The organism is Duganella dendranthematis (assembly GCF_012849375.1).
Taxonomy (GTDB): domain Bacteria; phylum Pseudomonadota; class Gammaproteobacteria; order Burkholderiales; family Burkholderiaceae_D; genus Rugamonas; species Rugamonas dendranthematis.
In genome coordinates, this window is sequence record NZ_CP051684.1 from 5946102 (window position 1) to 5970115 (window position 24014).

Sequence of the window (24014 nt, forward strand, 5' to 3'; positions counted from 1 at the left end):
AATTATAAGGACACTGTATCGTATGAAGAAGCGTCTCTGGCTGTCTCTGGCACTGGCTTATCCACTCATGTTGACCGGCGCCCACGCCGCAGACGCACCGCAACCCTGGCTCGACGCCAAGCAGTCGCCCGACGCCCGCGCCGACCAGCTGGTGAAGGCGATGACGCTGGATGAAAAAATCCAGACCGTGTTCGCCTACTTCTCCACCGAATTCTCGCCGAAGAAATACGAACAACCGAAAGAAGGCCGTCCCGATTCGGCCGGCTATGTGCCGGGCATCGCCCGCCTTGGCCTGCCGCCGCAGTGGCAATCGGATGCCGGCGTTGGCGTCGCCACGCAAGCCGTTTCCAAGAAACCGTATGAGCGCACTTCCCTGCCTTCCGGCCTGGCCACCACCGCCACCTGGAATCCGCAACTGGCCTTCGCCGGTGGCGCCATGATCGGCAGCGAGGCACGCAGCACCGGCTTCAATGTGCTGCTGGCCGGCGGCGTCAATCTGATGCGCGAACCGCGCAATGGCCGCAACTTCGAATACGGCGGTGAAGATCCGCTGCTGGCCGGCGTGATGGTCGGCGAACAGATTCGCGGCATCCAGTCGAACCACATCATTTCGACGGTCAAGCACTACGCCTTCAACGACCAGGAAACCAATCGCAATCACATCAACGTCAAGATCGCCGACAAAGCCGGTCGCATGTCCGATCTGCTGGCGCTGCAATTCGCCATCGAGCGTGGCGATCCGGGTTCGGTGATGTGCGCGTACAACCGCGTCAACGGCGACTACGCCTGTGAGAACGACTACCTGCTCAATGAAGTGCTGAAGAAGGACTGGAAGTACACCGGCTACGTGATGTCCGACTGGGGCGCGACCCACTCCACCATCCCGGCCGCCAACCGTGGCCTGGACCAGCAGTCCGGCTTCCCGTTCGATAAATCCGGCTACTTCAACGAGGCGCTGAAGGAAGCAGTGGTCAATCGCCACGTGCCGGAAGCGCGCCTGAACGACATGGTCAAGCGCATCACCCGCACCATGTTCGCGCACGGCGTGGTCGAGCATCCAGTGTCGACGCCAACGTCGGCCGATGCCGGCATCGACTTCGCCGCGCACGGCAAGGTAACGCAGGCCGACGCAGAAGAAGCCATCGTGCTGCTGAAGAACCAGAACGACCTGCTGCCGCTGGCGGCCAGCGCGCGCAACATCGTCATCATCGGCGGCCACGCGGATGTCGGCGTGCTGTCGGGCGGCGGTTCGGCGCAGGTGTATCCAAAAGGCGGTTCGGCGGTGCCGAATGAAGGCCCGGCATACTTCCCTGGCCCGATCGTCTATCACCGCTCGTCGCCAATGGGCGAACTGGCTGCGCTGACCAAGGCCAAGCTGACCTACAACGACGGCAAGGACGTCGCAGCCGCCGCCAAGCTGGCAGCCGGCGCCGATGTCGTCATCGTATTCGGTAACCAGTGGATGGCCGAGAGCTTCGATAGCGACGACCTCAATCTGCCGAACAAGCAGGATGACCTGATCGCCGCCGTGGCCAAGGCCAATCCGAAAACCGTGGTGGTGCTGCAAACCGGCGGTCCGGTGGTGATGCCATGGCTGAACGACGTCGGCGCGGTGCTGGAAGCCTGGTACCCGGGCACCAACGGCGGCGCCGCGATTGCGCGCGTGCTGAGTGGCGAAGTCAATCCGTCCGGCCGTTTGCCCGCCACCTTCCCTGCTTCGCTGGCGCAGCTGCCGCGTCCAACTCTGGATGGCGATGCCAAGACCAAGGATGAGAACATCATCGAGAAGGTCACCACCGACTACAACATCGAAGGCGCGGCGGTCGGCTACAAATGGTTTGATCTGAAGGGCCACAAGCCGCTGTTCCCGTTCGGTTACGGCCTGTCTTACAGCAGCTTTGCGCTGGAAGGCCTGAGCGCCAAGCCAGCCGGCAACGGTATCGAGGTCAGCTTCAGCATCAAGAACACCGGCAAGCGCGATGGCAAGTCGGTGGGCCAGGTGTACGTGTCGCCGGTCAGCGGCGGCTGGGAAGCGCCTAAGCGTTTGGGCGGCTGGGACAAGCTGGCCGTGAAGGCCGGCGCCAGCGGCAAGGCCACGGTGAAGATCGATCCGCGTCTGCTGGGCGTGTACGACAGCGCCAGCAAGACCTGGAAGATCGCCGCCGGCGAATACCTGGTCACGCTGGCCGAATCGGCCGGCGCCAAGCCCGCCGCCAGCGTCAAGGTCAAGCTGGCTGCAAAGACGGTGGACGTCAACGGCCGCTAATCGCGGCGCATGCTGCACGGCTTGCGGGCCGTGCAGCGTTTCTACTCCGCCGCCGACAACGCCGTCACCAGCGTTGCCGGTCCTGGCCGGAACAGCCGCCTGACGGTGGCTTCATCAAAATATTTGGCATAGATGGCGCGTACGCGCTGCTCTTCCGTCATGGCCTTCAGCGCCGCTGCGTAATGCCGGCGTACCGCCGGCGATACGGTCTGCTTCGACAAATAGATACCGGTAAACTGCGGCGCCGATTCCGGCAACGGCACAATCACGGCCGGCGTTGGCAGGTGGATCTGCTTCAGGTATTTGCTATAGATCGGCGGCGAGGCCAATGTGCCTTCCGCGCGGCCCATTTCCAGCTTGCCGAACACGGTCTCGAAATCGTTCACCACTTCCAGTCGCCCGGCGGCGGCCAGCAGCGCCAGCTGGGTTTCGATCGCGCTGTCGTAGGCCACGCCACGCGTGACGTTGAGCCGTCCCGTACCGCGCGCGACAAAGTCGCCCAAGCTGCTGAATTGCTGGCCGCCGGACTGCGTCAGCACCAGATCGTATTGCAGCCAGGCGTAAGGCAGGTAGTTGGCGTAAGCGTCGCGCTCCGGCAGGCGCAACGAGCCCATCGTCATGTCGACGTGGCCGGCCGCCAGCTCGATGAACAGGCGCTGGCGCGGATACCAATGGAATTCAAACTTGCAGCCAGTGCGGCGCGCCATCTCGTTGGCGATATCGACGGCAATGCCGCCAATCCGGCCTTGCTCGCGATAGGAGGTGTAGCCGAGATCGCTCAAGCCGACACGTGTGACGGGTGGACACACGGGCTCCGCTTGCGCAGCGGGCAGGCTGAACCAGAAGCTGGCGATCAGGAGCAACTGCTTGCGTTTCATCATTAACTCTTGCGGTGGATAACGATGAGTGTATCTTATGCCCGCGCAATGGCGCGAGAAAGCCTCACGCCTGCAAACCTTCTTTGCAACAGTGCAAGGCGCTGCTCGAAGACAGCGGTACACTTGGCGCATGCCACTCACTCCCAACAAGCAAGCCGAATTGCAGCGCGCTTTACAGGACGCGATGGACGATCACGCCCTGCTGGCGGCGATGCCGGACTTGCAGCCGATGCTGGGTACGCCTCCGCTGCCGGCCGGCCTGATCACGGACAGCGAGTTGCACATCGTGCGGCACAAGGACAGCGGCTGCGTGCAGTTCGTATTTCCGGGCGACGCCTCGCCGGCGCCGCTACCCGGAATGCCACTGGCGCGGCAGTCGGGCTGGGACTGGATCGTGCAAGCCACGGTCAATACCGCCGCCCAGATGACACAGGCGATGATCGACAAGATCGAGGCCCACCACCAGCCGGAGCGTCTGCTGGCGCTGCGTCACGGCAACCGCCAGACCGCGACGCCGGCCGAACTGAATGCGGCGCGCGGGCGCAAGGTATTACTGCTGGTGCATGGCGTGTTCAGTTCGACACAAGGCGCGTTTGGCGACCTTGATCTGCAACCGCTGCTGGAGCGCTACGAAGGCCGCGTCTTCGGCTACGACCATTGGACCATCGGCCGCACGCCGCAGCAGAACGCCATGAACCTGCTGCACCGGCTGCCGGCGAATGCGGGCTGGGAGCTGGACATCCTGTGCCATAGCCGTGGCGGGCTGGTGGTGCGCTCGCTGCTGACCGACGGCATGGCCGACATCGCGCGGGCACGCGCCGGACGCATCGCCAAGGTTGGCAAGGTGATGTTTGTGGCGGCGGCCAACCAGGGATCGCCGCTGGCTTCACCGGATGAAATCAAGCACTTTCTCAACGTCGCAGCGCTGCTGGCGTCGTTCAGCGGCAGCATGGCGCTGGATCTGGTGATCGGACTGGCGCGGATGGTGGTGTCGCTGGGGTTTGCGCAGCCTAGTGTGCAGGCCCTGGCCAGCGACTCGGCGCTGATCGGCCTGCTGAATCGCAGTAACACGCTGCTGACCAGCGCCAGCAACTATTACGCTCGCGCCAACTTCGACTACGGCGACTCGGTGCTGGAACGCGCCGGTTCCCTGCTCAGCAACGTCCTGATCGACAGCGCCAACGACATGGTGGTGCCGTATGACAGCGTGCTGCTGCCAAACGCCGCGCCCGACACCGGCCACATGCTGAGCTTCGGCAGCGCCGAACAAAAACAAACCGCTGTCTGGCACACCGACTTCTTCCGCCAGGCAGCCACCCGCGATTTCGTGTTGCACAACCTGAATTAGCGGCGCACTCGGGGTACAGTTACTCGACGACCGGCCCGGGCGCCTTGCGGCGGCGGCGCGCGTGTTTGGGGTCGGCGATCAGGGGGCGGTACAGTTCGATGCGGTCGTGGGCGCGCAGCATGGTGTCCAGCGGCTTTTTCTTGGCGTAGATGCCAGTTTGCAGCTGGCTCAGGTCCAGGCCCGGCACTTCCTGCAACACGCCGCTCAGGCCGATCGCCTGCTCCAGCGTGGTGCCGGCCGGCACCTGCAGGTCGCGCAGGAATTGCGCGCCGTCGCTGGCATAGCACACCTGGATCGCGAAAGTCTCAGCCGCCATACACCGTTTCCGCCCGTTTGCAGAAGGAATCCACCATGCTGTTGGCAATCATGCCAAACACCGGCCCCACCAGCTTGTCCAGCAGCCCGCTGGAGAACTCGTAGCGCAGGTCCAGTTCGATCTTGCAGGCATCGTCGCGCAGCGCTTTAAACGTCCACACGCCGTCCAGGCACTTGAAAGGTCCGTCCACCAGCTTCATCTTAATCTGATCCGGCGGCGTGTTTTCGTTCGACGTGGTAAAACTCTGCTTGACGCCGTGATAGTTGATGCCGACGCTGGCCACCACCGTATTGCCATTGCGTTCACGGATCTCGACACCACCGCACCAGGGCAGGAATTTGGGATAGTCCTCGATCCTGGCCACCAGATCAAACATTTGCTGAGCGCTATAACCGAGGAAAACTGATTTGTGTACTACTGCCATTGTCTAACCATTTGCTATGATGTTGAATTATTCGCGTCTCACGGCGCGCAGCAGTAGTTTAACCGATACCCACTCATGACCATAGCCGACAACAAAAAAGCCTTTTTTGACTACTTCATCGAAGACCGCTTCGAAGCCGGGATCGTGCTCGAAGGCTGGGAAGTCAAGGCCATCCGCGATGCCCGCGTCCAGATCAAGGAAGCTTACGTCACCATCAAGGGCGACGAGCTGTACCTGTTCGGCGCCCACATCAGCGCCCTGCCGACCGCCTCCACCCACATCAGCCCGGAAGCAGTACGGACCCGCAAGCTGCTGCTGCACCGCTCGGAGATCGACAAGCTGATCAGCCGCGTGACACGCTCCGGCTACACCTTGGTGCCGCTCAACCTGCATTACAAGGGTGGCCGCGTCAAATGTGAAATCGGCCTCGCCAAGGGCAAGAAGATGCATGATAAGCGTGCCACAGAGAAAGATCGCGACGGCAAGCGCGAGGTCGAATCGGCAATGAAGACCAATCGCCGCTAAAACTGTTGCGCGCCCCGTACACAACCCGGTCCCGAACCGGGTTTTTTATCGCCCTTAGAATTTCTAATCAGAAACATCCATGCTAAACTGGGCGCTGAATGATTTTACATTCGCGGCCAGCGGCTGGCCGCGAGCAGACTGGATTTTTGAGGACGAGGCTATCATGGCGCTGAAAACTGCAATGGCTCTGGCAGCCGGGCTAACGCTGCTGGCGGGATGCGCGTCTCGCTACACGCCCACGCCGCTGGCCGCCAACTTCCCCACCACCAAGCAAGCCAAGCTGCAAGCCGCCTACCACTGGGGCGTGATTTCCGACAGCATCGAGAAGCGCGTGGTGGCCGAGCTCAAGAAAAGCCCGCCACGCCCGGTCTACATCAATGAGCCGAAAGAGCCGTCGGCCTTCCAGCGCGCGCTGGCGACCCAGCTGACCACGTCGCTGGTGAACGACGGCTACGTGGTGTCGCGCACTGCGGCCGGCTCCCTCAAGATCGATCTGGATGTACAGGCCGTCACCTTCAGCGCCAACCGTCCGCAATACCGCTATCACGGCGAACGCGCCGTGCTCGGCAGCGGCGTCTGGCTGCTGAGCGAAGTCGAAGCACCGGCCGTGGCGGATGTCGCGGTGGCGGTTGGCGCGCTCGATGCGCACGACTGGTTCAATGCCCAGTTTTCGCCGGGCGACACGCCGAAGACCGAGATCATCGTGACCGTCTCCGTGTCCGACCAGTACCGCTACCTGGCGCGCAACACCTCCGCCTATTACGTGGCCGACACTGACCGTACTCTGTACGGCATCGTCGATCCCAAGCCCGAAGAACCTCAACTGACCCGTACCTTCCAGGTACGCGGAGATATTTAATGCTGACGAAATTTTTGGCCCGCGCTGGCGTGCTGCTGCTGCCGCTAGTGCTGGCGGCCTGCTCCTCGACACCGAAAAGTGAAGAAGGCAACTACTCCACCATTTCGTCCAACCAGTTCATCAACGCCAACTACAAAGCCGCCGATTCGCTATTGCAGCAACTGAGCGGCAAGCTGGTGGCCGACAAGCCGCTGATCGTCGCCACCATGGTCAACATCGATGCACTGGACCAGACCGCCACGTTGGGCCGGCTGGTGTCGGAACAGGTGTCGACCCGCATGGCGCAAGGCGGCCTGAGCATGCTGGAAATGAAGCTGCGCAACAGTGTCTACCTGAAGCGCAACCAGGGCGAGCTGATGCTGACGCGCGAAATCGGCGAAGTGGCGACCAGTCACAACGCCCAGGCCATCGTGGTCGGTTCGTATGCGGAAACCAGCGATATGGTGTTCATCAACATCAAGGTGATCCAGCCGAACACCAACTTCGTGCTGGCCGGGACCGATTACGTGCTGGCCAAGGAAGCCATCGTCCGCTCGATGTTGCAGCGGAATTAAACTAGCAGCGGCAGGATCTCCACTGCCGACGCCTCCACTTTCAAGCCGATCAAGTCATCCGCCCGGGTTTTGCCCAGGTTAATGGCTGCGATCGGCTTGTTGGTTTGTGCCGCCAGCTTGGCGAAGCGATACCCGGAAAACACCATCAGCGACGAGCCGACCACCAGCACCGCGTCGGCCTCGTCGGCCCATTGCAGGGCGTCGGCGGTGCGCTGCGCCGGGATGTTGTCGCCGAAGAAGATCACGTCCGGCTGCAAAACGCCGCCGCAGGCCACGCAGGTCGGCAGCTGGAAATCCTGGAATTCGTCCAGTTCCACTTCCGCGTCGCCGTCCGGACGGGCTTCCGGCACCACCTCGCCGGCCGGCCCGGTCGGCACCAGCGACGGATTCGCGCGCGCCAGCCAATCCTGGATCGCGGCGCGCGGATGGACAGTGCGACAATCCAGGCACAGCACGCCGTGGATATTGCCATGCAGCTCAATCAGCTTGCGGCTGCCGGCAGCCGTGTGCAGCCCATCGACGTTTTGCGTAATGATGCTATGGATGCGGCCCGCCTGCTCCAGCGCCGCCAGCGCATGGTGGCCAGCATTCGGCGCGGCGCCGGCCAGGGTGGGATAGCCGGCCATGCTGCGGGCCCAGTAACGGCGCCGCACGGCCTCGGATTTGCGGAAATCCGGGCCCTGGATCGGACTGCGGCCGCGCCGCACGCCGTCCTTGTCACGGTAGTCGGGAATGCCGGACGCCGTGCTCAGGCCGGCGCCGGTCAGCACCAGCACGCGCTCATGGCGCTGCAGGAAAGTGCTCAAATGGTCGATTTGCTGGTTCAGGTTCATATGCGCATGGTAGCCTAAAAATTATTTCCCGATTTGTAGAACCATTTGCGTCCGGCAAGGTATTAACCGGACAAATGGAGAAAGTGGATGGCCTTGGATTCAGATGACGCACTACTGCTAGGCAGGATCGCCGCTGGGGACAGGCACGCCTTCGAAACGCTGTATCGCGCGTATTTTCCCCGCCTGTCGCGTTTTGCCGGCCGGATGGCGCGCAATCCGGCGCTGATCGAAGAAGTGGTCAATGACACCATGTTGGTCGTTTGGCAAAAGGCCGCCAGCTTTGACGGCAGCTGCAAGCCCTCCACCTGGATTTTCGCGATTGCCTACCGCAAGACGCTGAAAGGCCTCAAGCTGACCGACGACCCGGTCGAGTCGGATGCCTCCTTGTACGAAGATGAGGGCGACCGGCAGCCGGAACAAGTGCTGAGCCGCCAGCAATTGCAGCAGACCGTGGCCGACGCGCTGGACGCGCTGCCACCGGCGCAACGGGCGGTGATGGTGCTGACTTATTATCACGATATGGCGTATGCCGACATCGCCGAGATTGTCGAATGCCCATTGAACACGGTCAAGACCCGCATGTTTCATGCGCGGCACCGATTGAAGGATTTGTTGTGGAACGAAAGAGAGAACAGCCAATGAACGGGCGCGTGTTCAGACTGGATATCCCGGTGCACCAGGCGGTGCAGGAGTTGCTGCCGTGGTATGCGTCGGCGCAGCTGTCGGCGGATGAGACGCGGCGTGTGCACGAGCATCTTCAAGCCTGCGCACAGTGCCGTCATGAGCTGGAATGGGAACATGGCATGCGTGCCGAGGCAACCGCCGAGGCAGACGCGCTGCCGGACGGCATCGACATGGAGCGCGCGCTAGCCAAGCTGCTTCCAGCGCTGGGCCCGCAGGAGCGCCCCGCCGTGCCGACGTCCGCTGGTCCCGACGCCGATGCTGACGCTGCTGCTGGAGTGGCTGACACGCACGTCAGCGCGCCGCGCCGCATCTCATGGTGGGGCGCAAAGGCAGCCAACCAATCCTCCTGGCTGCGCTGGGCAGTGGCTGCGCAGTGGCTGGTAATCGTCGCCTTGGGCGCGCTGCTCGTGCATCCCGACGAAACGCCCGCCTACCGCGTGCTAGGCGCCGGAGTCGCCGCCGGCGGCAACATGGTCGTCGTCTTCCAGCCCACCACCAGCGAACGCGAACTGCGCCACATCCTGCAAGCCCAGAACGCCCGCATCGTCGACGGCCCCACCGTCACCGACGCCTGGCTGCTGAACGTGCCGACCGACCGCCACGCCCAAATCCTGCAGGCGCTGCGCGCCAACGCCGCCGTAAAGCTGGCCGAGCCGCTGGATGGAGACACCGCACCGTGAAGCTGCTGCGCATTCTGGCCGTCTGCATGGCGCTCACGCTCGGCGCCATGCACCAGTCTGCCACGGCGCGGCCGGACAGTGACCTGCCGACCACCGAAGCCACCGTCAGCGCCAGCGCAGACGAATACCGCGATGACCATCAACTGCTGGTGATGCTGCGCCTGCCCGCCACGCACTACCGGCCAGACGCCACCTACGGCGGCCGCTACATCGATGACAACAGCCGCAGCGCCCGCCAGCGCCGTGCCGAAGACCTGGCCCGCCAGCACGGCCTGACGCTGGTGGAAGGCTGGCCGATGGCGATCCTCGGCATCGACTGCTACGTCATGCGCTACCCGGACAGCACCGACGCCGACCACCTGATCGCCCAACTATCCCGCGACCCGCAAGTGGAATGGGCCCAGCCTGTGGCCCGCTTCAAAGGCATGGCGCAAGCCGCAGGCGCCAGCCCGGCAGCGGTGGGCAAGGCCGCCCTGCTTGCCGATGCCGAGTCCAGCGGCGACCCGCTCTACAGCGTCCAGCCCGCCGCCCGCTACTGGCATCTGGCCGAACTGCACCGTTACACGCGCGGACGCGGCGTCACCGTCGCCGTGGTCGACAGCGGCATCGACGCCAGCCATCCCGACCTGCAAGGCCAGCTGGCCGTCAACAACAACTTCGTCGACGCCGGCCCAACGCCGGCTGAAAACCACGGCACGGCGGTGGCCGGCATCATTGCCGCGCGCGCTGGCAGCGGCGGCATCATCGGCATCGCGCCGCAGGCCAGGGTCATGGGCTTGCGCGCCTGCTGGCAACAGCGCGACCTGGCGACCCGATGTAATAGCTTTACGCTCAGCAAGGCCCTCAATTTTGCGATCCTGAACGGCGCGCAAGTCATCAACCTCAGCCTGTCCGGCCCGCCCGACAGGCTGTTGGACCGTCTGCTGGACGTGGCGCTCGAACGCGGCATCAGCGTCGTCGGCGCCATCGACCCGCACGCCACCAGCCCGACCTTCCCGGCCAGCCATCACGGCGTACTGGCGGTAGCGGCGCAAGCACGCAGCGCCAACGCGTCCGCCGGCCCGGCTGGCCCGAGCAACCTGGCCGGCGTAATCGCCCTGGCGCAGCCTGGCAGCGCCACGCGCGCCGGCAGCGACGCCAGCGCGGCCACGACCGCCGAGCCAGCCCTGCTTGCCCCCGGCAACGATATCCCCAGCAGTGCGCCAGGCGGGCGCTGGTCCTTCGTCAGCGGCAGCTCCTACGCCGCCGCCCACGTCAGCGGCATGCTGGCGCTGCTGGACGAACTACGTCCCGACACCGCGCCGGCACAAATGCGCACCCTGCTGCAATCGGGCGTGGCCCTGCATACTGCTACTATAGACGCATGCTCCGCCATCTCCCGCCTGGTGCGCGACCTCAGTTGCGCCCGTCAAATCAGCCAACACGGCGCCGCACCGTGACGCAACGCGCCACCGTTCTGCTGCTGTCCGCGCTCGCTGCGGCGCCGGCCGCAGCGCAGATCGACATCAGCGGCAGCGTCGCACTGCAATCGACCTACACCTTCCGCGGCCAGGCGGCGGGCGAAAGCAATCCCGCGCCGCAATTAACGCTTAACCTGGACGACGCCAGCGGATGGTATGTGGGAGGCTTCGCCAGCGGCATGCACATTGGCGACAACTACGGCTACAAGCTGCAAGGCTACGCCGGTTACGCGCAGCGTCTGAACTCCGTACAGAGCTGGGACGCCGGCTGCAACCAGATCACCTACACCCAGTCGCATTTCAACGATTTCCACGAATGCTATGCGGGCATCAGCGGTGAACGCACCAGCGCGCGGCTATCCTACGCACCGCGCTACCTCGGCTTTCGGGCCAAGGTGGTGTATGGCGAAATCAGCAGCTTCTACCCGATCGATCCGCGCTTCAACCTGATCGCCCACGCCGGCCTGCTGTACAACCTGAGCGACGGCGTCTGGCCCGGCATACCGGCCCGAGCACGTTACGACGTCAAGCTGGGCGTGGCCATCCCGTTCGGCAACTGGACCGTCCAACTGGCGCGCGAACACAGCTCGGATGACGGCCTGCGCTACCACAGCTACCCGGTCCATCCGGCCAAGGCCTGGACCATGGGCGCCAGCTACGCGTTTTAGAGGCCGGTTTAGAGGCGGCTGCGCAGGTCTTCGACCGAGGCAAGCCACTCGGCGTAATGCTCGCTTTCTTCCCACAGCGCGCGCAGTTCGGACTCCTCGGACAGTATACGGTCGAGTGCGCGCACCGCTTTCTCGGCCAGGTCGGCGCGCGGCTTAGTCTTGGGCTTGCGGGCTTCGACCCACTCGTCCACCGAGGCGCTGTCGTCGGTACGCGGTCCACCCTTGCCTTGCAGGCGGGCCAGCACTTCGATCGCCACCAGCGCTTCGGCAGCGAACGGCGCGTCCAGTTCGCCCGGCGTATCCAGTGCAGTGTTGAGGGTGTCCGCCACCGCGTCCAGGTTGCTCGTTTCGTGCAAATCCTGCGCCCAGTCCTGCGCGTAGTCATTGCCGAATGCGTCTACCGCCCATGTACCCATACCTGCTCCTTTATGCTTTGGCGGGCTTGACGAGCGGCGCGTCTTTTTGGGTTTTCACCACTTGCATCGCCGTGGCGATCAGGCCGCTCATGTCGCCCAGATTGGCCGGTATGATAATCGAATTATTGGTCTTGGCAAGCTGCCCGAAAGCGCCGACGTATTGCTCCGCCACCTTGAGGTTGACCGCGTCCTCGCCGCCCGGTTCGCGGATCGCCGAACCGACCTGACGCAGCGCATTGGCGTTGGCTTCCGCCAGCGCGATGATCGCCGCCGCCTGGCCTTGCGCGCGGTTGATGGCGGCCTGCTTGTCGCCTTCCGAACGGGCGATCTGCGCTTCGCGTTCGCCGCTGGCGATGTTGATCTGTTCCTGCTTGCGACCCTCCGACGCCGCGATCAATGCGCGCTTCTCGCGCTCGGCGGTAATCTGCGCCTGCATCGCGTGCAGGATTTCCTTCGGCGGCGTCAGGTCCTTGATTTCGTAGCGCAGCACTTTCACGCCCCAGTTGGCGGCCGATTCGTCGATCGCATTCACAATCGCGGTGTTGATGTGGTCACGCTCTTCAAACGTTTTGTCCAGTTCCATGCGGCCGATGACGGAGCGCAGCGTGGTCTGCGCCAGCTGGGTAATCGCGGCGATGTAATTCGATGAGCCGTACGAGGCGCGCATCGCATCAGTAATCTGAAAGTACAGGATGCCGTCCACCTGCAACTGCGTGTTGTCCTTGGTGATGCAGACCTGCGGCGGCACGTCGAGCGGGATCTCCTTCAGCACATGCTTGTAGGCGATGCGGTCGACAAACGGAATCACGATGTTGAGACCCGGCCCCAGCGTAGCGTGGTATTTGCCGAGACGCTCAACCACCCACGCGTGCTGCTGCGGCACCACGTTGATGGTTTTAAAAACAAACACCAAAGCCAGAATAAACAGAATGAAGGTGACATTGCCAATACTGATGTCCATGAATTTCTCCGTGAGTTGATCTTAAGCCGCCACAATCAGGCGGCTGCCGCGTACTTCGCGTATCGTGTACGGGCCCGGTGCGGCGTTACTGCCGGGCGCCAATTCCACATCCCACAACGCGCCGCGGTACATGACGCGCGCTGCGCCATCCTGCCATGCCGGCACATTGACGGTTTGACCGATGTCGAGATTGACGTTAGGGTCGCGTTCGGCCTGCACGCGTAGCTGCTGCTTGCCATAGCGGCTGCGGCGCAGCACGACGGTGGCCGCCACGCCCACCACGGCCGCCACCAGCAGCGACACCACTTCACCCAGGCCGAAGAACGCGGCAACCGCACCGGCCACCAGGCCGATGGCAATCATCAGTAAATAAAAAGTGCCACTGAAAAGTTCCAGTATCACCGTGACGCCGGCGGCAGCCAGCCAGTAGCTCCAGTCGCTCATGATTGTCTCCTTTCGAAATGCAAAAACCCCCGCGTCCCGAGATGGGCTGCGAGGGTTTTTGCTGCTGGACAGATGGTATTGATAGAGTTTTTTGCTACTTAATTCGATAACCCCAGTCTATACCATTTTCCGTTAACGTCAACTACTTCTGCAGCGACGCCAGTTTCTGCCAGGTGTCGATCACCGAGTCCGGATTGAGCGACATCGACTCGATGCCCTGCTCCATCAGCCAGGCGGCAAAGTCCGGATGATCCGATGGACCCTGGCCGCAGATGCCGATGTACTTGCCCTGCTTGCGGCAAGCCTGGATCGCCTGCGACAGCAACGCCTTGACAGCGTCGTCGCGCTCGTCGAAGTCGGCCGCCAGCAGCGCCATGCCGGAATCGCGGTCCAGGCCCAGTGTCAGCTGGGTCAGGTCGTTGGAGCCGATCGAGAAGCCGTCGAAATGCTCCAGGAAGCGCTCCGCCAGGATCGCGTTGGACGGCACTTCGCACATCATGATCAGGCGCAGGCCGTTCTCGCCGCGTACCAGGCCGTTTTTACCCAGCAGGTCGACGACCTTTTCAGCCTGGCCCAAGGTGCGCACGAACGGCACCATGATCTCGACGTTGGTCAGGCCCATGTCGTTACGCACGCGCTTCATCGCGGCGCATTCCATTTCGAACGCGCCGGCGAAATCGGCCGCCAGATAACGCGCCGCGCCGCGGAAGCCCAGCATCGGATTTTCTTCATCCGGCTCGTAGCGCGAGCCGCCGATCAGTTTCTTGTACTCGTTGGACTTGAAGTCCGACAGGCGCACGATCACTGGTTTCGGCCAGAACGCGGCAGCGATGGTGGCGATGCCTTCGGCCAGCTTGTCGACGTAGAAGGCTTTCGGCGAAGCGTGGCCGCGCGCGACCGACTCCACGGCTTTCTTCAGGTCCGCATCGATGTTCGGATATTCCAGGATCGCTTTCGGGTGCACACCAATATTGTTATTGATGATGAACTCCAGACGCGCCAGGCCGACACCGGCATTCGGCACCGATTGGAAGTCAAACGCCAATTGCGGATTGCCGACGTTGAGCATGATCTTGGTCGGCAGCTTGGGCAGTTCGCCGCGCGCCACTTCCGAGATTTCGGTTTCCAGCAGGCCGTCGTAGATCTTGCCTTCGTCGCCTTCAGCGCACGATACGGTGACGAAAGTGCCGTCTTTCAGCACTTCGGTCGCGTCGCCGCAGCCGACCACCGCAGGCACACCCAGTTCACGCGCGATGATCGCCGCGTGGCAGGTACGGCCGCCACGGTTGGTGACGATGGCGGAAGCGCGCTTCATCACCGGTTCCCAGTTAGGGTCGGTCATGTCGGCCACCAGCACGTCACCTGGCTGCACGCGTTCCATGTCGGCCGGGTCGTGAATCACGCGCACCGGACCGGCGCCGATCTTCTGGCCGATGGCGCGGCCCGAAGCCAGCACTGTGCCGCTCGATTTCAGTTTGAAGCGCTGCTGCACGTCGGTCGCCTTCTGCTGCGACTTCACGGTTTCAGGACGCGCCTGCAGGATGTACAGTTTACCGTCGCGGCCATCCTTCCCCCACTCGATGTCCATCGGACGGCCGTAGTGGTTTTCGATGATGACGGCGTACTTGGCCAGCTCCACCACTTCTTCGTCGTTCAACGAGTAGCGGTTGCGCAGTTCAACCGGCACGTCAACGGTCTTCACCGAACGGCCAGCCTTGGCTTCCGCAGTGAATTCCATCTTCAGCAGCTTGGAGCCGATGTTGCGGCGGATAACAGGCGATTTGCCTTTTTCCAGCATCGGCTTGTGGACGTAGAACTCGTCCGGATTGACCGCACCCTGCACCACCGTCTCGCCCAGGCCATAGCTGGAGGTGACAAACACCACGTCCTTGAAGCCGGATTCGGTGTCGATGGTGAACATGACGCCGGCGGCGCCCAGGTCCGAGCGCACCATGCGCTGCACGCCGGCCGACAGCGCCACTTCGGCGTGCGTGAAGCCTTTGTGCACGCGGTATGAAATCGCACGGTCGTTGTACAGCGAGGCGAAGACGTGCTTCATCGCGTCCAGCACATTTTCAATGCCGACCACGTTGAGGAAGGTCTCCTGCTGGCCGGCGAACGAAGCGTCCGGCAAGTCTTCGGCGGTGGCCGAAGAGCGCACCGCGAACGACATTTCGGTCGACGAATCAGCCACCAGTTGTGCGTAGTAGGTGTGAATTTCCTGTTCCAGGCGCGGCTGGAATGGCGTCTCGATGATCCATTGACGGATCTCGGCGCCGGCCTGCGCCAGCGAACGGACGTCGTCGATGTTCAGATCGGCCAGACGATCGGCGATGCGATCGGCCAGCGATTTGCCGCCATCCACGCTGTGCGACAGGAAGTCGCGGAACGCTTGCGCGGTGGTCGCAAAGCCGCCTGGCACGCGCACACCGGCGCCCGCCAATTGGCTGATCATCTCGCCGAGCGAGGCGTTTTTGCCGCCGACGGATTCAACATCCGTCATGCGCAAATGTTCAAACGAGGCAACATAGACTGCTTCGTTGTTTTGCTCCTTCAATGCTACGTTGGACATAATTACACCTTTTTGAGATAGAAATCTTTCCGGCGGGCGACAGGCCCATGTTCTTGTCATTCTGGTGGCCGTGTCGCACAATGCATCCTGTTGGCGCTCATTCTACAGCCTGCGAAGCGAATTGACGATTCACAATACCGATAGCCTCCTCTACATGACACAAGAACAACGACCACCCCTGCCGTCCGCCGCCCGCACCGTCTTTTTTGTTTCCGACGGGACCGGGATTACTGCGGAAACCTTCGGTCATTCGGTACTGACCCAGTTCGAATTGCGCTTCCGCCAGGTGCGGCTGCCGTTCATCGATACGCTGGACAAGGCTTACGACGCGCTGCGCAAAATCAACGAGGCGTTTGAAAACGATGGTCATCGGCCGATCGTGTTTTCGACTTTGGTGCACACCGAGCTGTCGGACGTGATCCGCAAGTGCAAGGGCATGTATATGGACATGTTCCAGACATTCGTTGCCCCACTGGAACAAGAACTAGGCGTCAAGTCGACGCACACGATTGGCCGCTCGCACAACATCGTCGATAGCGAGGAGTACAAAAACCGCATCGAGGCGATTAACTTCTCGCTGGCGCACGATGACGGGCAGTCGCATAAGAATCTGGCCGAGGCGGATGTGATCCTGGTCGGCGTGTCGCGCTCGGGCAAGACGCCAACCAGCTTGTATCTGGCGATGCAATATGGGATCAAGGCGGCCAACTATCCGCTGATTCCCGAAGATTTTGAGCGCGGCCGGCTGCCGTCGTCGCTGTATGAGTTCAAGACCAAGATTTTTGGGCTGACCATTACGCCGGAGCGGCTGTCCGAGATTCGCAATGAGCGGCGCGCGGGCAGCAAGTATGCATCGCTGGAAAACTGCCGCTATGAGGTCAACGAGGCCGAGGCGATGATGAAGCGCGAAGGTATTCGGTGGCTGTCGTCCACCACCAAATCGATCGAAGAGATTTCGACGACGATCCTGCAGGAGATTAAGCCGGATCGCCGCGAGTATTGACCCGCACCGCCGGACGGGGTCTGACCCCGTGCGGGGTCAGACCCCTAAGCTATAACGCCGGCGTCAAGGCAAAATCGCGCGGGTTAGACGCGCGCGGAATCGGTCTCGCGCGCGTAGATGCGCTGCTGGCCCAGCACTGACACAAAGCGGTTCAGCCCCTCCGCTGCGTCGCTGGACTCCACCATGATCACGCCGGGGTCCGGCACGCCATGCGGCAGCTTGCGCGGGATCCTGGCCGCCTTCAGCAGTTCGGCGCCGCTGCCCAACGCCAGCAGCGGCTTGCCGTGCCGGTACTGCAGCTTCACAAACTCCAGCACATTTGCATCGCGGCTCAAGGCGTCGCGCGCGTCGGCGCAATCGGGAATCATCACGCCATCCCACAGCACGGACGGCCCGGTCTCGAAACTGATCTCGACGTCCAGCGGCGCATCGGTGTACGACGCCAGCGCGCCTATCTTCTGGCCCACCAGACGCGGCACCGCGCCCTGATCCAGCAACGCCGCATACAGCTTGCGCGTCTGCGCCCCGTCCACGCCAGGCCACACCAGCAGCGCCACGCGCCGCGTGCGAATGCCGGCGTTGCCCGGCCGCGCAAACAGCGACAACGATGGCGACGCCGGATAATCGTATGGCGGCCGGTCTGTGGCCAGCGGCAGCGGCGGCGGCACCTCCATGCCCAGGCCTTCGGCCACGCCCGCTACCAGCGCCGCGTCGACATTGGCCAGCAGTGCCATCACGCGCTTGCGCACGGCCGGCGTCTGCACCCGCGTCAACTCGAAGCGGAAGGCGTTGATGATGTGCCGCTGCTCGGTCACGCTCTGGCTGATCCAGAACAGGCGCGCCTGCGAGTAGTGGTCGGCAAACAGCTCCGGCTTGCCGCGCACCTCCCTGCCTTGCGACACCTCGGGCACGCTGACAAAGCCACGCGCGCCAGCCTGGAACGGACAGCCGCCCGCCAGCGAATTGGGCTCGTAACTGACCCGACCTCGGTTGATCTGCTGGCGATGCAACCCATCGCGCTGGTTGTTATGAATCTGCGCCACCGGCGTGTTGATCGGGATCTCGTGGAAATTGGCGCCACCCAGGCGGCTGATCTGGGTATCGATGTAGGAATGAATACGGCCTTGCAGCAGCGGGTCGTTGGTGAAGTCGATGCCCGGCACCACATGCGCCGCGCAGAATGCCACCTGCTCGGTCTCGGCAAAGAAGTTGTCCGGATTGCGGTCCAGTACCAGCTTGCCGACCGCGCGCAGCGCCACCATCTCCTCCGGCACGATCTTGGTCGGGTCAAGGATATCGAAGGGGAATTGCGCCGCCTGTTCTTCGGTGAAGACTTGCAGGCCCAGCTCCCACTCCGGAAACTGGCCGGCGTCGATGGCTTCCCACAAATCGCGCCGGTGATAGTCCGGATCGGCGCCCGCCAGCCGCGCCGCCTCGTCCCACACCAGCGAATGAGTACCCGCCATCGGCGTCCAGTGGAATTTGCAGAACACCGATTCGCCCTTGTCGTTCACCAGCCGGAAGGTGTGCACGCCGAAGCCCTGCATCATGCGGTAGCTGCGCGGGATGGCGCGGTCGGACGTATGCCACAACAGCATGTGCGCGATTTCGGGACTGAGCGAGGCGAAATCCCAGAACGTGTCGTGCGCGCTGGCCGCCTGCGGCATGCCGTTGTGCGGTTCCGGCTTGACCGAGTGGATCAGGTCCGGGAACTTCATCGCATCCTGGATGAAGAAGACGGGAATATTGTTCCCGACCAGATCCCAGTTGCCGTCGTCGGTGTAGAACTTGACCGCGAAGCCGCGCACATCGCGCACGGTATCGGCGGAACCACGCTCGCCAGCAACGGTGGAAAAGCGCACGAACACCGGCGTGCGCTTGCCGGCGGCGGCAAACGGCGCGGCGCGCGTGAGGCCGCGCAGATCCTCGTAGCTTTCAAAATAACCATGGGCCGCCGAGCCGCGCGCGTGCACCACGCGCTCCGGAATGCGTTCGTGGTCGAAGTGGGTGATCTTCTCGCGCAGGATGAAGTCCTCCATCAGCGTCGGGCCGCGCAGGCCGGCTTTCAGGGAGTTCTGGTTGTCGGCTACCGGTACGCCCTGGTTGGTGGTCAGTTCGCGGCCAGTGTCATCGACGCGCACCCGGTCCAGCGGGCGGTTGATGGCGTTGTCGCCGATGTCCGGCTGGCCGTCGCCGACCTTCTCCGAACCAACGATTTCGGTACTGGTGCTGGCGGTGGCGATGGGCGTCGGCGGCGCGTGGGTGGCCCCGGCATGCGGCGTGTAGGCCGCTTCGCCATACTCCAGCGGTTTGGTGGGATTGAACGGCATCTCGGCGGCAAGCTTCTCGTCGCCGGTGACTTTCTCCAGCAACTGGTCTGCAATCGGAGTGGGTGGCCCGAGGCGCGACGGATGCGGCGCGACGGCCGGTCCGGCGACTGTGCTCAGGATGGAACCGGCGCCGTCCAGCGCGCCGCCGTTGGATTTACGTTTAGCCATGTCGACCTCCATTGTGGGCAGAGGTCGAGTGTGCGCGGTTGCCGCTAGCTGTATTTGATGGCGGTCAGAAGAAATGCTGCCAGTCGGCCAGCCAGGCCGGGAAGTCTTCCACCGGCATCGGCTTGGCGATGTAGTAGCCCTGGGCGTAGGTGCAGCCCAGGCCTTGCAGGAAGTCCCAATCCTGCTTGGTCTCGACACCGACCGCCACCGAACGGCGATCCAGGCTGCGCGCCAGATTCAGGCAGGAGCGCAGCACGGTGCCGATAGGCGCGCGCTTGGAGGCGCCGTCAACGAAGCTGCGGTCGATCTTCAGTTCGGAAAACGGAATGCGCGCCAGCAGTTGCAGGTTGCTGCGGCCAGTCCCGTAATCGTCGATGGCCAGGCCGAAACCTTTCATCCGCAAGCGCAGCAGGCGTTCGAGGAAATGTGCATCGGTGCTCAGCACCGCCGATTCGGTCATCTCGAAGGTAATGTAGTCGGACATGATCTGGTGGCGCTCCAGGCAGGAGCTGATCTGGTCCATGAATTGCGGGTGCGCCAGCGTGCTGTGGTCCACGTTGATGGACACCGAGATCGGGACGCCCAGGTCGTGCAGCTTGCGGCATGCGAGCACCGATTTTTCGATCATGGTCCAGTCGAGGAAGTCCACGCGCCGCGCCTCTTCCAGCGCCGGCATGAAGGATGCCGGTCCCAGAACGCCATACAGCGGATGGCGCCAGCGGGCGAACATCTCCAGGCCTTTTACCTGCCCGGTTTCCAGCTCAATCTTGGGTTGGAAGTAGGGATCGAATTCGCGGTTCTGCAAGCCCTGCCCCACTTGCGTGAACGACAGCGTCGGCGGCGCCTCGTGCAAGGCGTGCGCTTCCGACGGTTGCAGAAAGTTCTGGATCAGCGCTACCAGCCGGCTGCCGATCACCGGTTTGCCGATCGCGCCCAGCACGTTGACGCCATACGCGTCGGCCATCGTCTCCACCGAGAACAGCACCGCATTGGTCTGCGCGCCGACCACGATCACGCCGGCCTTGCAGTGCGCTTCGCCAAGGCGGCGTATCAATTCCAGCGCATCCATGCCCGGCAAGGCCAGATCGATGATGGCGATGTCCACCGGCGGCGTGATGCCTGCGCTGAAGTGGCGCAGCGCCGTGTGGCCGTCCGGCGCCTGCGTGATCCGCCCAACACCGAGGTGCACCAGGATATCGGCCAGCGCATGGCGTTGAACCTGATCCCCTTCGGCTACCAGAAAGTGCAACTGCGCGATATCCATGACGGCTCCAATGTGTGCTTACGTCAGATTCTGCCTGACTTGCTCGAAAAAGCATACTGCCGCGCAGGCGGCCACGTTGAGCGATTCCACCTGTCCCAGGTGCGGGATCACCACCTGGTGGGTGGCCATGGACAGCAAATCGTCCGCCACGCCCTGGCCTTCGTGGCCGAACAGCCAGGCGGTCGGCGTGCGCAGGTCGACGTCGTACAGGCGCTGGGTCGCATAGCCGCTGGTGGCCAGCGTCTGCACCTTGGCGTTGCGGACCAGGTCCGCCAGGTCGACGTTTTCAAAAATATCCAGCACGAAGTGCGCGCCCATTGCGGCGCGCAGCACTTTCGGCGACCAGCAGAATGCGGTACCGGCGCTGCAATACACTTGCGTCACGCCCGCCGCCGCCGCGCTGCGCAGGATGGAGCCGACGTTGCCGGGGTCCTGCACGCCGTCCAGCAGCACCGCAGATACGCTCACCGGCGCCGTCACCTCGCGTTCCGGCGTGGCGATCGAGAACATCACGCCGACGCCGTGTTCGACCTGGCTGATGCCGTTGTACAGCGCATCCGGCAGCGCCAGCACGTGCGCGCGTTGCGCTTCCAGCTGGCCGACGATCTCCATCACTTCCGGATTTTGCAATGCGCTTTCGCTGACCACGCACTGCTCCGGCATGCCGCGCAGCTGCAGGAACGATTGGCACAGGTGCACGCCGTCGAGCAGCGTGCGGCCGGCCTTGCGGCGCGCCGACTGGCTGCCGGCCAGCTTGACCAGCTCCTTGTATTGCGCGTTGTCGCGCGAGGTAATCGTCTTCACAGGCTCACCTCCAGCAGCGCGCGCACCGGTGCGAACGAGCGGCGGTGCACCGGCGACGGGCCATGCGCGCGCAGGCGCTCGAGGTGCAGCGCGGTGCCGTAGCCCTTGTGCTGGTCGAAGCAGTATTCCGGATAGCGCTCGTGAAGCAGCACCAGCGCGGCGTCGCGCGCGGTCTTGGCCAGGATTGAGGCGGCCGAGATGGCGTCCACCTTGTCGTCGCCGCCGATGACGGCGATGCTCTGGATCTTCATGACCGGGCAGCGATTGCCGTCGATCAGGGCCAGCGTCGGCACGGTGCTCAGCGCTTCCACCGCGCGGCGCATGGCCAGCATCGACGCCTGCAGAATATTCAGTTTGTCGATTTCTTCTTCCGACGCTTCGGCGATCGCCCACGCCAGCGCGTGTTGCTTGATCAGCGGCACCAGCATGTCGCGTTTGGCTTCGGTCAGCTTTTTCGAATCGCGCAATCCCTCAATAGGGCGCGACACGTCGAGGATGACGGCAGCCGCGAACACCGGGCCGGCCAGCGGGCCGCGGCCCGCTTCGTCCACGCCGCAGATGATTTCGTCGGGCGATGCCGGCAGGTCGTCAAACAGGCCGAGGTTTTGGTTATTCACTTTGATCTTTCTATAACTTGGAGCACCGCCGCCGCGCTCTCCTCCGCGCTGTTGCGCAGCAGGCTGTGATGCATGTCGGTGAAGCGCTGCGCCAGCATCAGCCGGTGCGGCGCGTCGCTCAGCTGCTTCCACATCGCTTCCGCCAGCGCTTCCGGGCTGGCGGCGTGCTGCAGCAGTTCCGGCACCAGGAATTCGCGCGCCAGGATATTCGGCATGCCGATCCACGGCTGGTAGCCGAAGTGGCGCAGGATCTGCCATTCCAGTTCCGCCATCTTGTAGGCGATGACCATCGGCTTCTTGAACAGCGCCACTTCCAGCGACGCTGTGCCGGAGGCCACCATCACCGCATCGGCCGCCGCAATCGCGGTGTGCGACTGGCCGTCCAGCAGTTGCAGTTCGATGTCCTGCAAGCCCGCTTGCGCGATCAGCTCAAGGAAGTAAGCGCGCTGGCGTTCGCCGGCCATCGGCACGACAAACTTCAAGGAGCGGTCGCGGATTTTCAGCAGCCGGGCCGCCTGCACAAAGGCCACGGTGTTGTACTTGATCTCCGACATGCGGCTGCCCGGCATGACGGTGACCACATTGGCGTCTTCCGGCAAACCGAGCGCGCGCCGCGCGGCGCCTTCGTCCGGCGCCAGCGGAATCAGTTCGGCAAGCGGATGGCCGACATAGCTGACCGGCACGCCGGCCTTTTTATAAATCTCTTCCTCGAACGGGAAGACTACCAGCATGTGCGACACCGCCTTGATGATCTTCTTGATACGGCCACCGCGCCAGGCCCAGATCTGCGGCCCGATGTAATGCACGGTCGGAATGCCGGCGTCCTTCAGCTGCATTTCCAGCCCGAGATTAAAGCCCGGATAGTCGGCGCCGATGAAGGCCGCCGGCCGGTCGGCCAGCAACTGGTCGCGCAGCGCGCTCTGGATGCCTTTCAGTTCGCGGTAGCGCAGCAGCACCGGCAGCAGGCCGCGTACGGTCAGCTGGTCCATCGGCCAGTGCGACTCGAAGCCCTGCGCCATCATCTGCGGTCCGCCGATGCCGTGGAAGCGCGCGTCAGGCAGGTGCGGACGCAGGCCCGAAAGCAAACGAGCCGCCAGCATGTCGCCGGACGGCTCGCCGGCCACCAGGGCCAGGGACAGCGGCGTGTCAGCGGACGATGCCACGGCTCGCGGTATCGAGGAATTCACGCATGGCGCGCATGTGCAGCGCGACGTCGGCCGGCACGGTGGCTTCTTCCGCAATCAGCGCCGCCTTGGCTTCTTCCAGCGTGTGGCCGGAGCGGTAGATGATCTTGTAGGCCGCGCGGATGCCATTGATCTGCTCACGCGAGAAGCCGCGGCGTTTCAGGCCTTCGATATTGACGCCATGCGCCGATGCCGGGTTACCGTTCAACAGCACGAACGGCGGCACGTCCTGCGTCAGCGAGGTGCTCATGCCGACAAACGCGTGGGCGCCGATCTTGCAGAACTGGTGCACGTTGGCGAAGCCGCTCATGATCACCCAGTCGCCGATTTCCACGTGGCCGGCGATCTGCGCGTTGTTCGAGAAGATCGTGTTGCTGCCCACTACGCAGTCATGCGCCAGGTGGACGTAAGCCGAAATCCAGTTGTCGTTGCCGAGCGAGGTCACGCCCTTGTCCTGCACCGTGCCGGTATTGAAGGTGCAGAATTCGCGAATGGTGTTGCGGTCGCCGATGGTCAGGCGGGTCGGCTCGCCGCTCCACTTCTTGTCCTGCGGCGCGGCGCCGATCGACGAGAACTGGAAGAACTTGTTGTCGCTGCCGATGGTCGTGTGGCCTTCGATCACCACATGCGGGCCGACCACCGTGCCGGAACCGATGACGACGTTCGGGCCGACCACGGAATACGGGCCGATCTCCACGCTGTCGTGCAGTTCGGCCTTGCTGTCAACGACAGCGGTGGCGTGTATCTTGGCCATGA

General features: G+C 63.3%; 24 protein-coding genes. 10 read left to right on the plus strand and 14 right to left on the minus strand.

The window, feature by feature from the left end; genetic code table 11:
• Positions 1 to 22 precede the first annotated feature (22 nt).
• Positions 23 to 2266, plus strand: a complete 2244-nt coding sequence (locus HH213_RS27200; protein WP_110849751.1) for a beta-glucosidase family protein — start codon at positions 23 to 25, stop codon at positions 2264 to 2266.
• Between the two features lie 41 nt (positions 2267 to 2307).
• Here HH213_RS27200 and HH213_RS27205 read toward each other — a convergent pair whose 3' ends face one another.
• Positions 2308 to 3147: a substrate-binding periplasmic protein gene (locus tag HH213_RS27205; RefSeq protein ID WP_169114357.1), complete on the minus strand. Its 840-nt coding sequence runs from the start codon at positions 3145 to 3147 to the stop codon at positions 2308 to 2310.
• A gap of 127 nt (positions 3148 to 3274) precedes the next feature.
• Between HH213_RS27205 and HH213_RS27210 the strand changes: the two genes are divergently transcribed.
• Positions 3275 to 4492 (plus strand): esterase/lipase family protein, encoded by a 1218-nt coding sequence (locus HH213_RS27210; protein ID WP_169114358.1) that lies wholly within the window; start codon positions 3275 to 3277, stop codon positions 4490 to 4492.
• A gap of 19 nt (positions 4493 to 4511) precedes the next feature.
• Here HH213_RS27210 and HH213_RS27215 read toward each other — a convergent pair whose 3' ends face one another.
• A complete protein-coding gene (locus HH213_RS27215) occupies positions 4512 to 4808 on the minus strand; it encodes an RnfH family protein (RefSeq protein ID WP_169114359.1) in 297 nt (98 codons plus the stop codon).
• Entirely contained in the window at positions 4798 to 5232 is a 435-nt protein-coding gene (locus HH213_RS27220) for a type II toxin-antitoxin system RatA family toxin (protein WP_110849747.1), read from the minus strand. Before HH213_RS27220 ends, HH213_RS27215 begins: the two co-directional genes overlap by 11 nt.
• A gap of 75 nt (positions 5233 to 5307) precedes the next feature.
• Between HH213_RS27220 and smpB the strand changes: the two genes are divergently transcribed.
• From smpB to HH213_RS27235, 3 genes are all read left to right on the plus strand, one after another.
• Entirely contained in the window at positions 5308 to 5757 is a 450-nt protein-coding gene (gene smpB, locus HH213_RS27225) for an SsrA-binding protein SmpB (RefSeq protein ID WP_110849746.1), read from the plus strand.
• Positions 5758 to 5938: 181 nt separating this feature from the next.
• Positions 5939 to 6616 (plus strand): hypothetical protein, encoded by a 678-nt coding sequence (locus tag HH213_RS27230; protein WP_229263188.1) that lies wholly within the window; start codon positions 5939 to 5941, stop codon positions 6614 to 6616.
• On the plus strand, positions 6616 to 7170 hold the full coding sequence (locus HH213_RS27235; protein WP_110849745.1) for a FlgO family outer membrane protein: 555 nt from the start codon (positions 6616 to 6618) through the stop codon (positions 7168 to 7170). Before HH213_RS27230 ends, HH213_RS27235 begins: the two co-directional genes overlap by 1 nt.
• Here HH213_RS27235 and HH213_RS27240 read toward each other — a convergent pair.
• Positions 7167 to 8003 (minus strand): NAD-dependent protein deacetylase, encoded by an 837-nt coding sequence (locus HH213_RS27240; protein ID WP_169114361.1) that lies wholly within the window; start codon positions 8001 to 8003, stop codon positions 7167 to 7169. The two genes, HH213_RS27235 and HH213_RS27240, sit on opposite strands and share 4 nt — an antisense overlap.
• A gap of 87 nt (positions 8004 to 8090) precedes the next feature.
• Here HH213_RS27240 and HH213_RS27245 point away from each other — a divergent pair, with 87 nt between their 5' ends.
• From HH213_RS27245 to HH213_RS27260, 4 genes are read left to right on the plus strand one after another with little or no spacing between them, the layout of a single operon-like run.
• Positions 8091 to 8645 (plus strand): RNA polymerase sigma factor, encoded by a 555-nt coding sequence (locus HH213_RS27245; protein WP_161056242.1) that lies wholly within the window; start codon positions 8091 to 8093, stop codon positions 8643 to 8645.
• Positions 8646 to 8653: 8 nt separating this feature from the next.
• Positions 8654 to 9367 (plus strand): zf-HC2 domain-containing protein, encoded by a 714-nt coding sequence (locus HH213_RS27250; RefSeq protein ID WP_229263189.1) that lies wholly within the window; start codon positions 8654 to 8656, stop codon positions 9365 to 9367.
• Positions 9364 to 10806 (plus strand): S8 family peptidase, encoded by a 1443-nt coding sequence (locus HH213_RS27255; RefSeq protein WP_229263190.1) that lies wholly within the window; start codon positions 9364 to 9366, stop codon positions 10804 to 10806. The genes HH213_RS27250 and HH213_RS27255 overlap by 4 nt, the downstream gene beginning before the upstream one ends.
• The gene (locus HH213_RS27260) at positions 10803 to 11495 is read left to right on the plus strand and encodes a TorF family putative porin (protein ID WP_229263191.1); all 693 of its coding nucleotides are present in this window, start codon (positions 10803 to 10805) and stop codon (positions 11493 to 11495) included. The genes HH213_RS27255 and HH213_RS27260 overlap by 4 nt, the downstream gene beginning before the upstream one ends.
• 8 nt (positions 11496 to 11503) lie before the next feature.
• On the opposite strand, the gene HH213_RS27265 is transcribed toward HH213_RS27260, so the two are convergent.
• The 4 genes from HH213_RS27265 to ppsA form a co-directional block, all read right to left on the minus strand.
• Positions 11504 to 11911: a DUF4259 domain-containing protein gene (locus tag HH213_RS27265; protein WP_169114364.1), complete on the minus strand. Its 408-nt coding sequence runs from the start codon at positions 11909 to 11911 to the stop codon at positions 11504 to 11506.
• A 10-nt stretch (positions 11912 to 11921) separates the two neighbouring features.
• Entirely contained in the window at positions 11922 to 12872 is a 951-nt protein-coding gene (locus tag HH213_RS27270; RefSeq protein WP_110849739.1) for an SPFH domain-containing protein, read from the minus strand.
• Between the two features lie 21 nt (positions 12873 to 12893).
• Positions 12894 to 13316, minus strand: a complete 423-nt coding sequence (locus tag HH213_RS27275; protein ID WP_169114365.1) for an NfeD family protein — start codon at positions 13314 to 13316, stop codon at positions 12894 to 12896.
• Positions 13317 to 13458: 142 nt separating this feature from the next.
• Positions 13459 to 15888: a phosphoenolpyruvate synthase gene (gene ppsA / locus HH213_RS27280; RefSeq protein WP_169114366.1), complete on the minus strand. Its 2430-nt coding sequence runs from the start codon at positions 15886 to 15888 to the stop codon at positions 13459 to 13461.
• Positions 15889 to 16042: 154 nt separating this feature from the next.
• Between ppsA and ppsR the strand changes: the two genes are divergently transcribed.
• Positions 16043 to 16891 (plus strand): posphoenolpyruvate synthetase regulatory kinase/phosphorylase PpsR, encoded by an 849-nt coding sequence (gene ppsR, locus HH213_RS27285; RefSeq protein WP_169114367.1) that lies wholly within the window; start codon positions 16043 to 16045, stop codon positions 16889 to 16891.
• 83 nt (positions 16892 to 16974) lie between these two features.
• On the opposite strand, the gene HH213_RS27290 is transcribed toward ppsR, so the two are convergent.
• From HH213_RS27290 to lpxA, 6 genes are all read right to left on the minus strand, one after another.
• Positions 16975 to 19389, minus strand: a complete 2415-nt coding sequence (locus HH213_RS27290; RefSeq protein WP_169114368.1) for a catalase — start codon at positions 19387 to 19389, stop codon at positions 16975 to 16977.
• A 64-nt stretch (positions 19390 to 19453) separates the two neighbouring features.
• Positions 19454 to 20653 (minus strand): EAL domain-containing response regulator, encoded by a 1200-nt coding sequence (locus HH213_RS27295; protein WP_169114369.1) that lies wholly within the window; start codon positions 20651 to 20653, stop codon positions 19454 to 19456.
• Between the two features lie 18 nt (positions 20654 to 20671).
• A complete protein-coding gene (locus HH213_RS27300) occupies positions 20672 to 21457 on the minus strand; it encodes a TrmH family RNA methyltransferase (protein WP_169114370.1) in 786 nt (261 codons plus the stop codon).
• Positions 21454 to 22074 carry a ribonuclease HII gene (rnhB, locus tag HH213_RS27305; RefSeq protein WP_169114371.1) on the minus strand — a complete coding sequence of 207 codons (621 nt, stop codon included), beginning with the start codon at positions 22072 to 22074 and terminating at the stop codon, positions 21454 to 21456. The genes HH213_RS27300 and rnhB overlap by 4 nt, the downstream gene beginning before the upstream one ends.
• On the minus strand, positions 22071 to 23237 hold the full coding sequence (gene lpxB / locus HH213_RS27310) for a lipid-A-disaccharide synthase (RefSeq protein WP_169114372.1): 1167 nt from the start codon (positions 23235 to 23237) through the stop codon (positions 22071 to 22073). The genes rnhB and lpxB overlap by 4 nt, the downstream gene beginning before the upstream one ends.
• Positions 23221 to 24012, minus strand: coding sequence for an acyl-ACP--UDP-N-acetylglucosamine O-acyltransferase (gene lpxA / locus HH213_RS27315; RefSeq protein ID WP_169114373.1), 792 nt, complete (start codon positions 24010 to 24012; stop codon positions 23221 to 23223). Before lpxA ends, lpxB begins: the two co-directional genes overlap by 17 nt.
• Positions 24013 to 24014 lie beyond the last annotated feature (2 nt).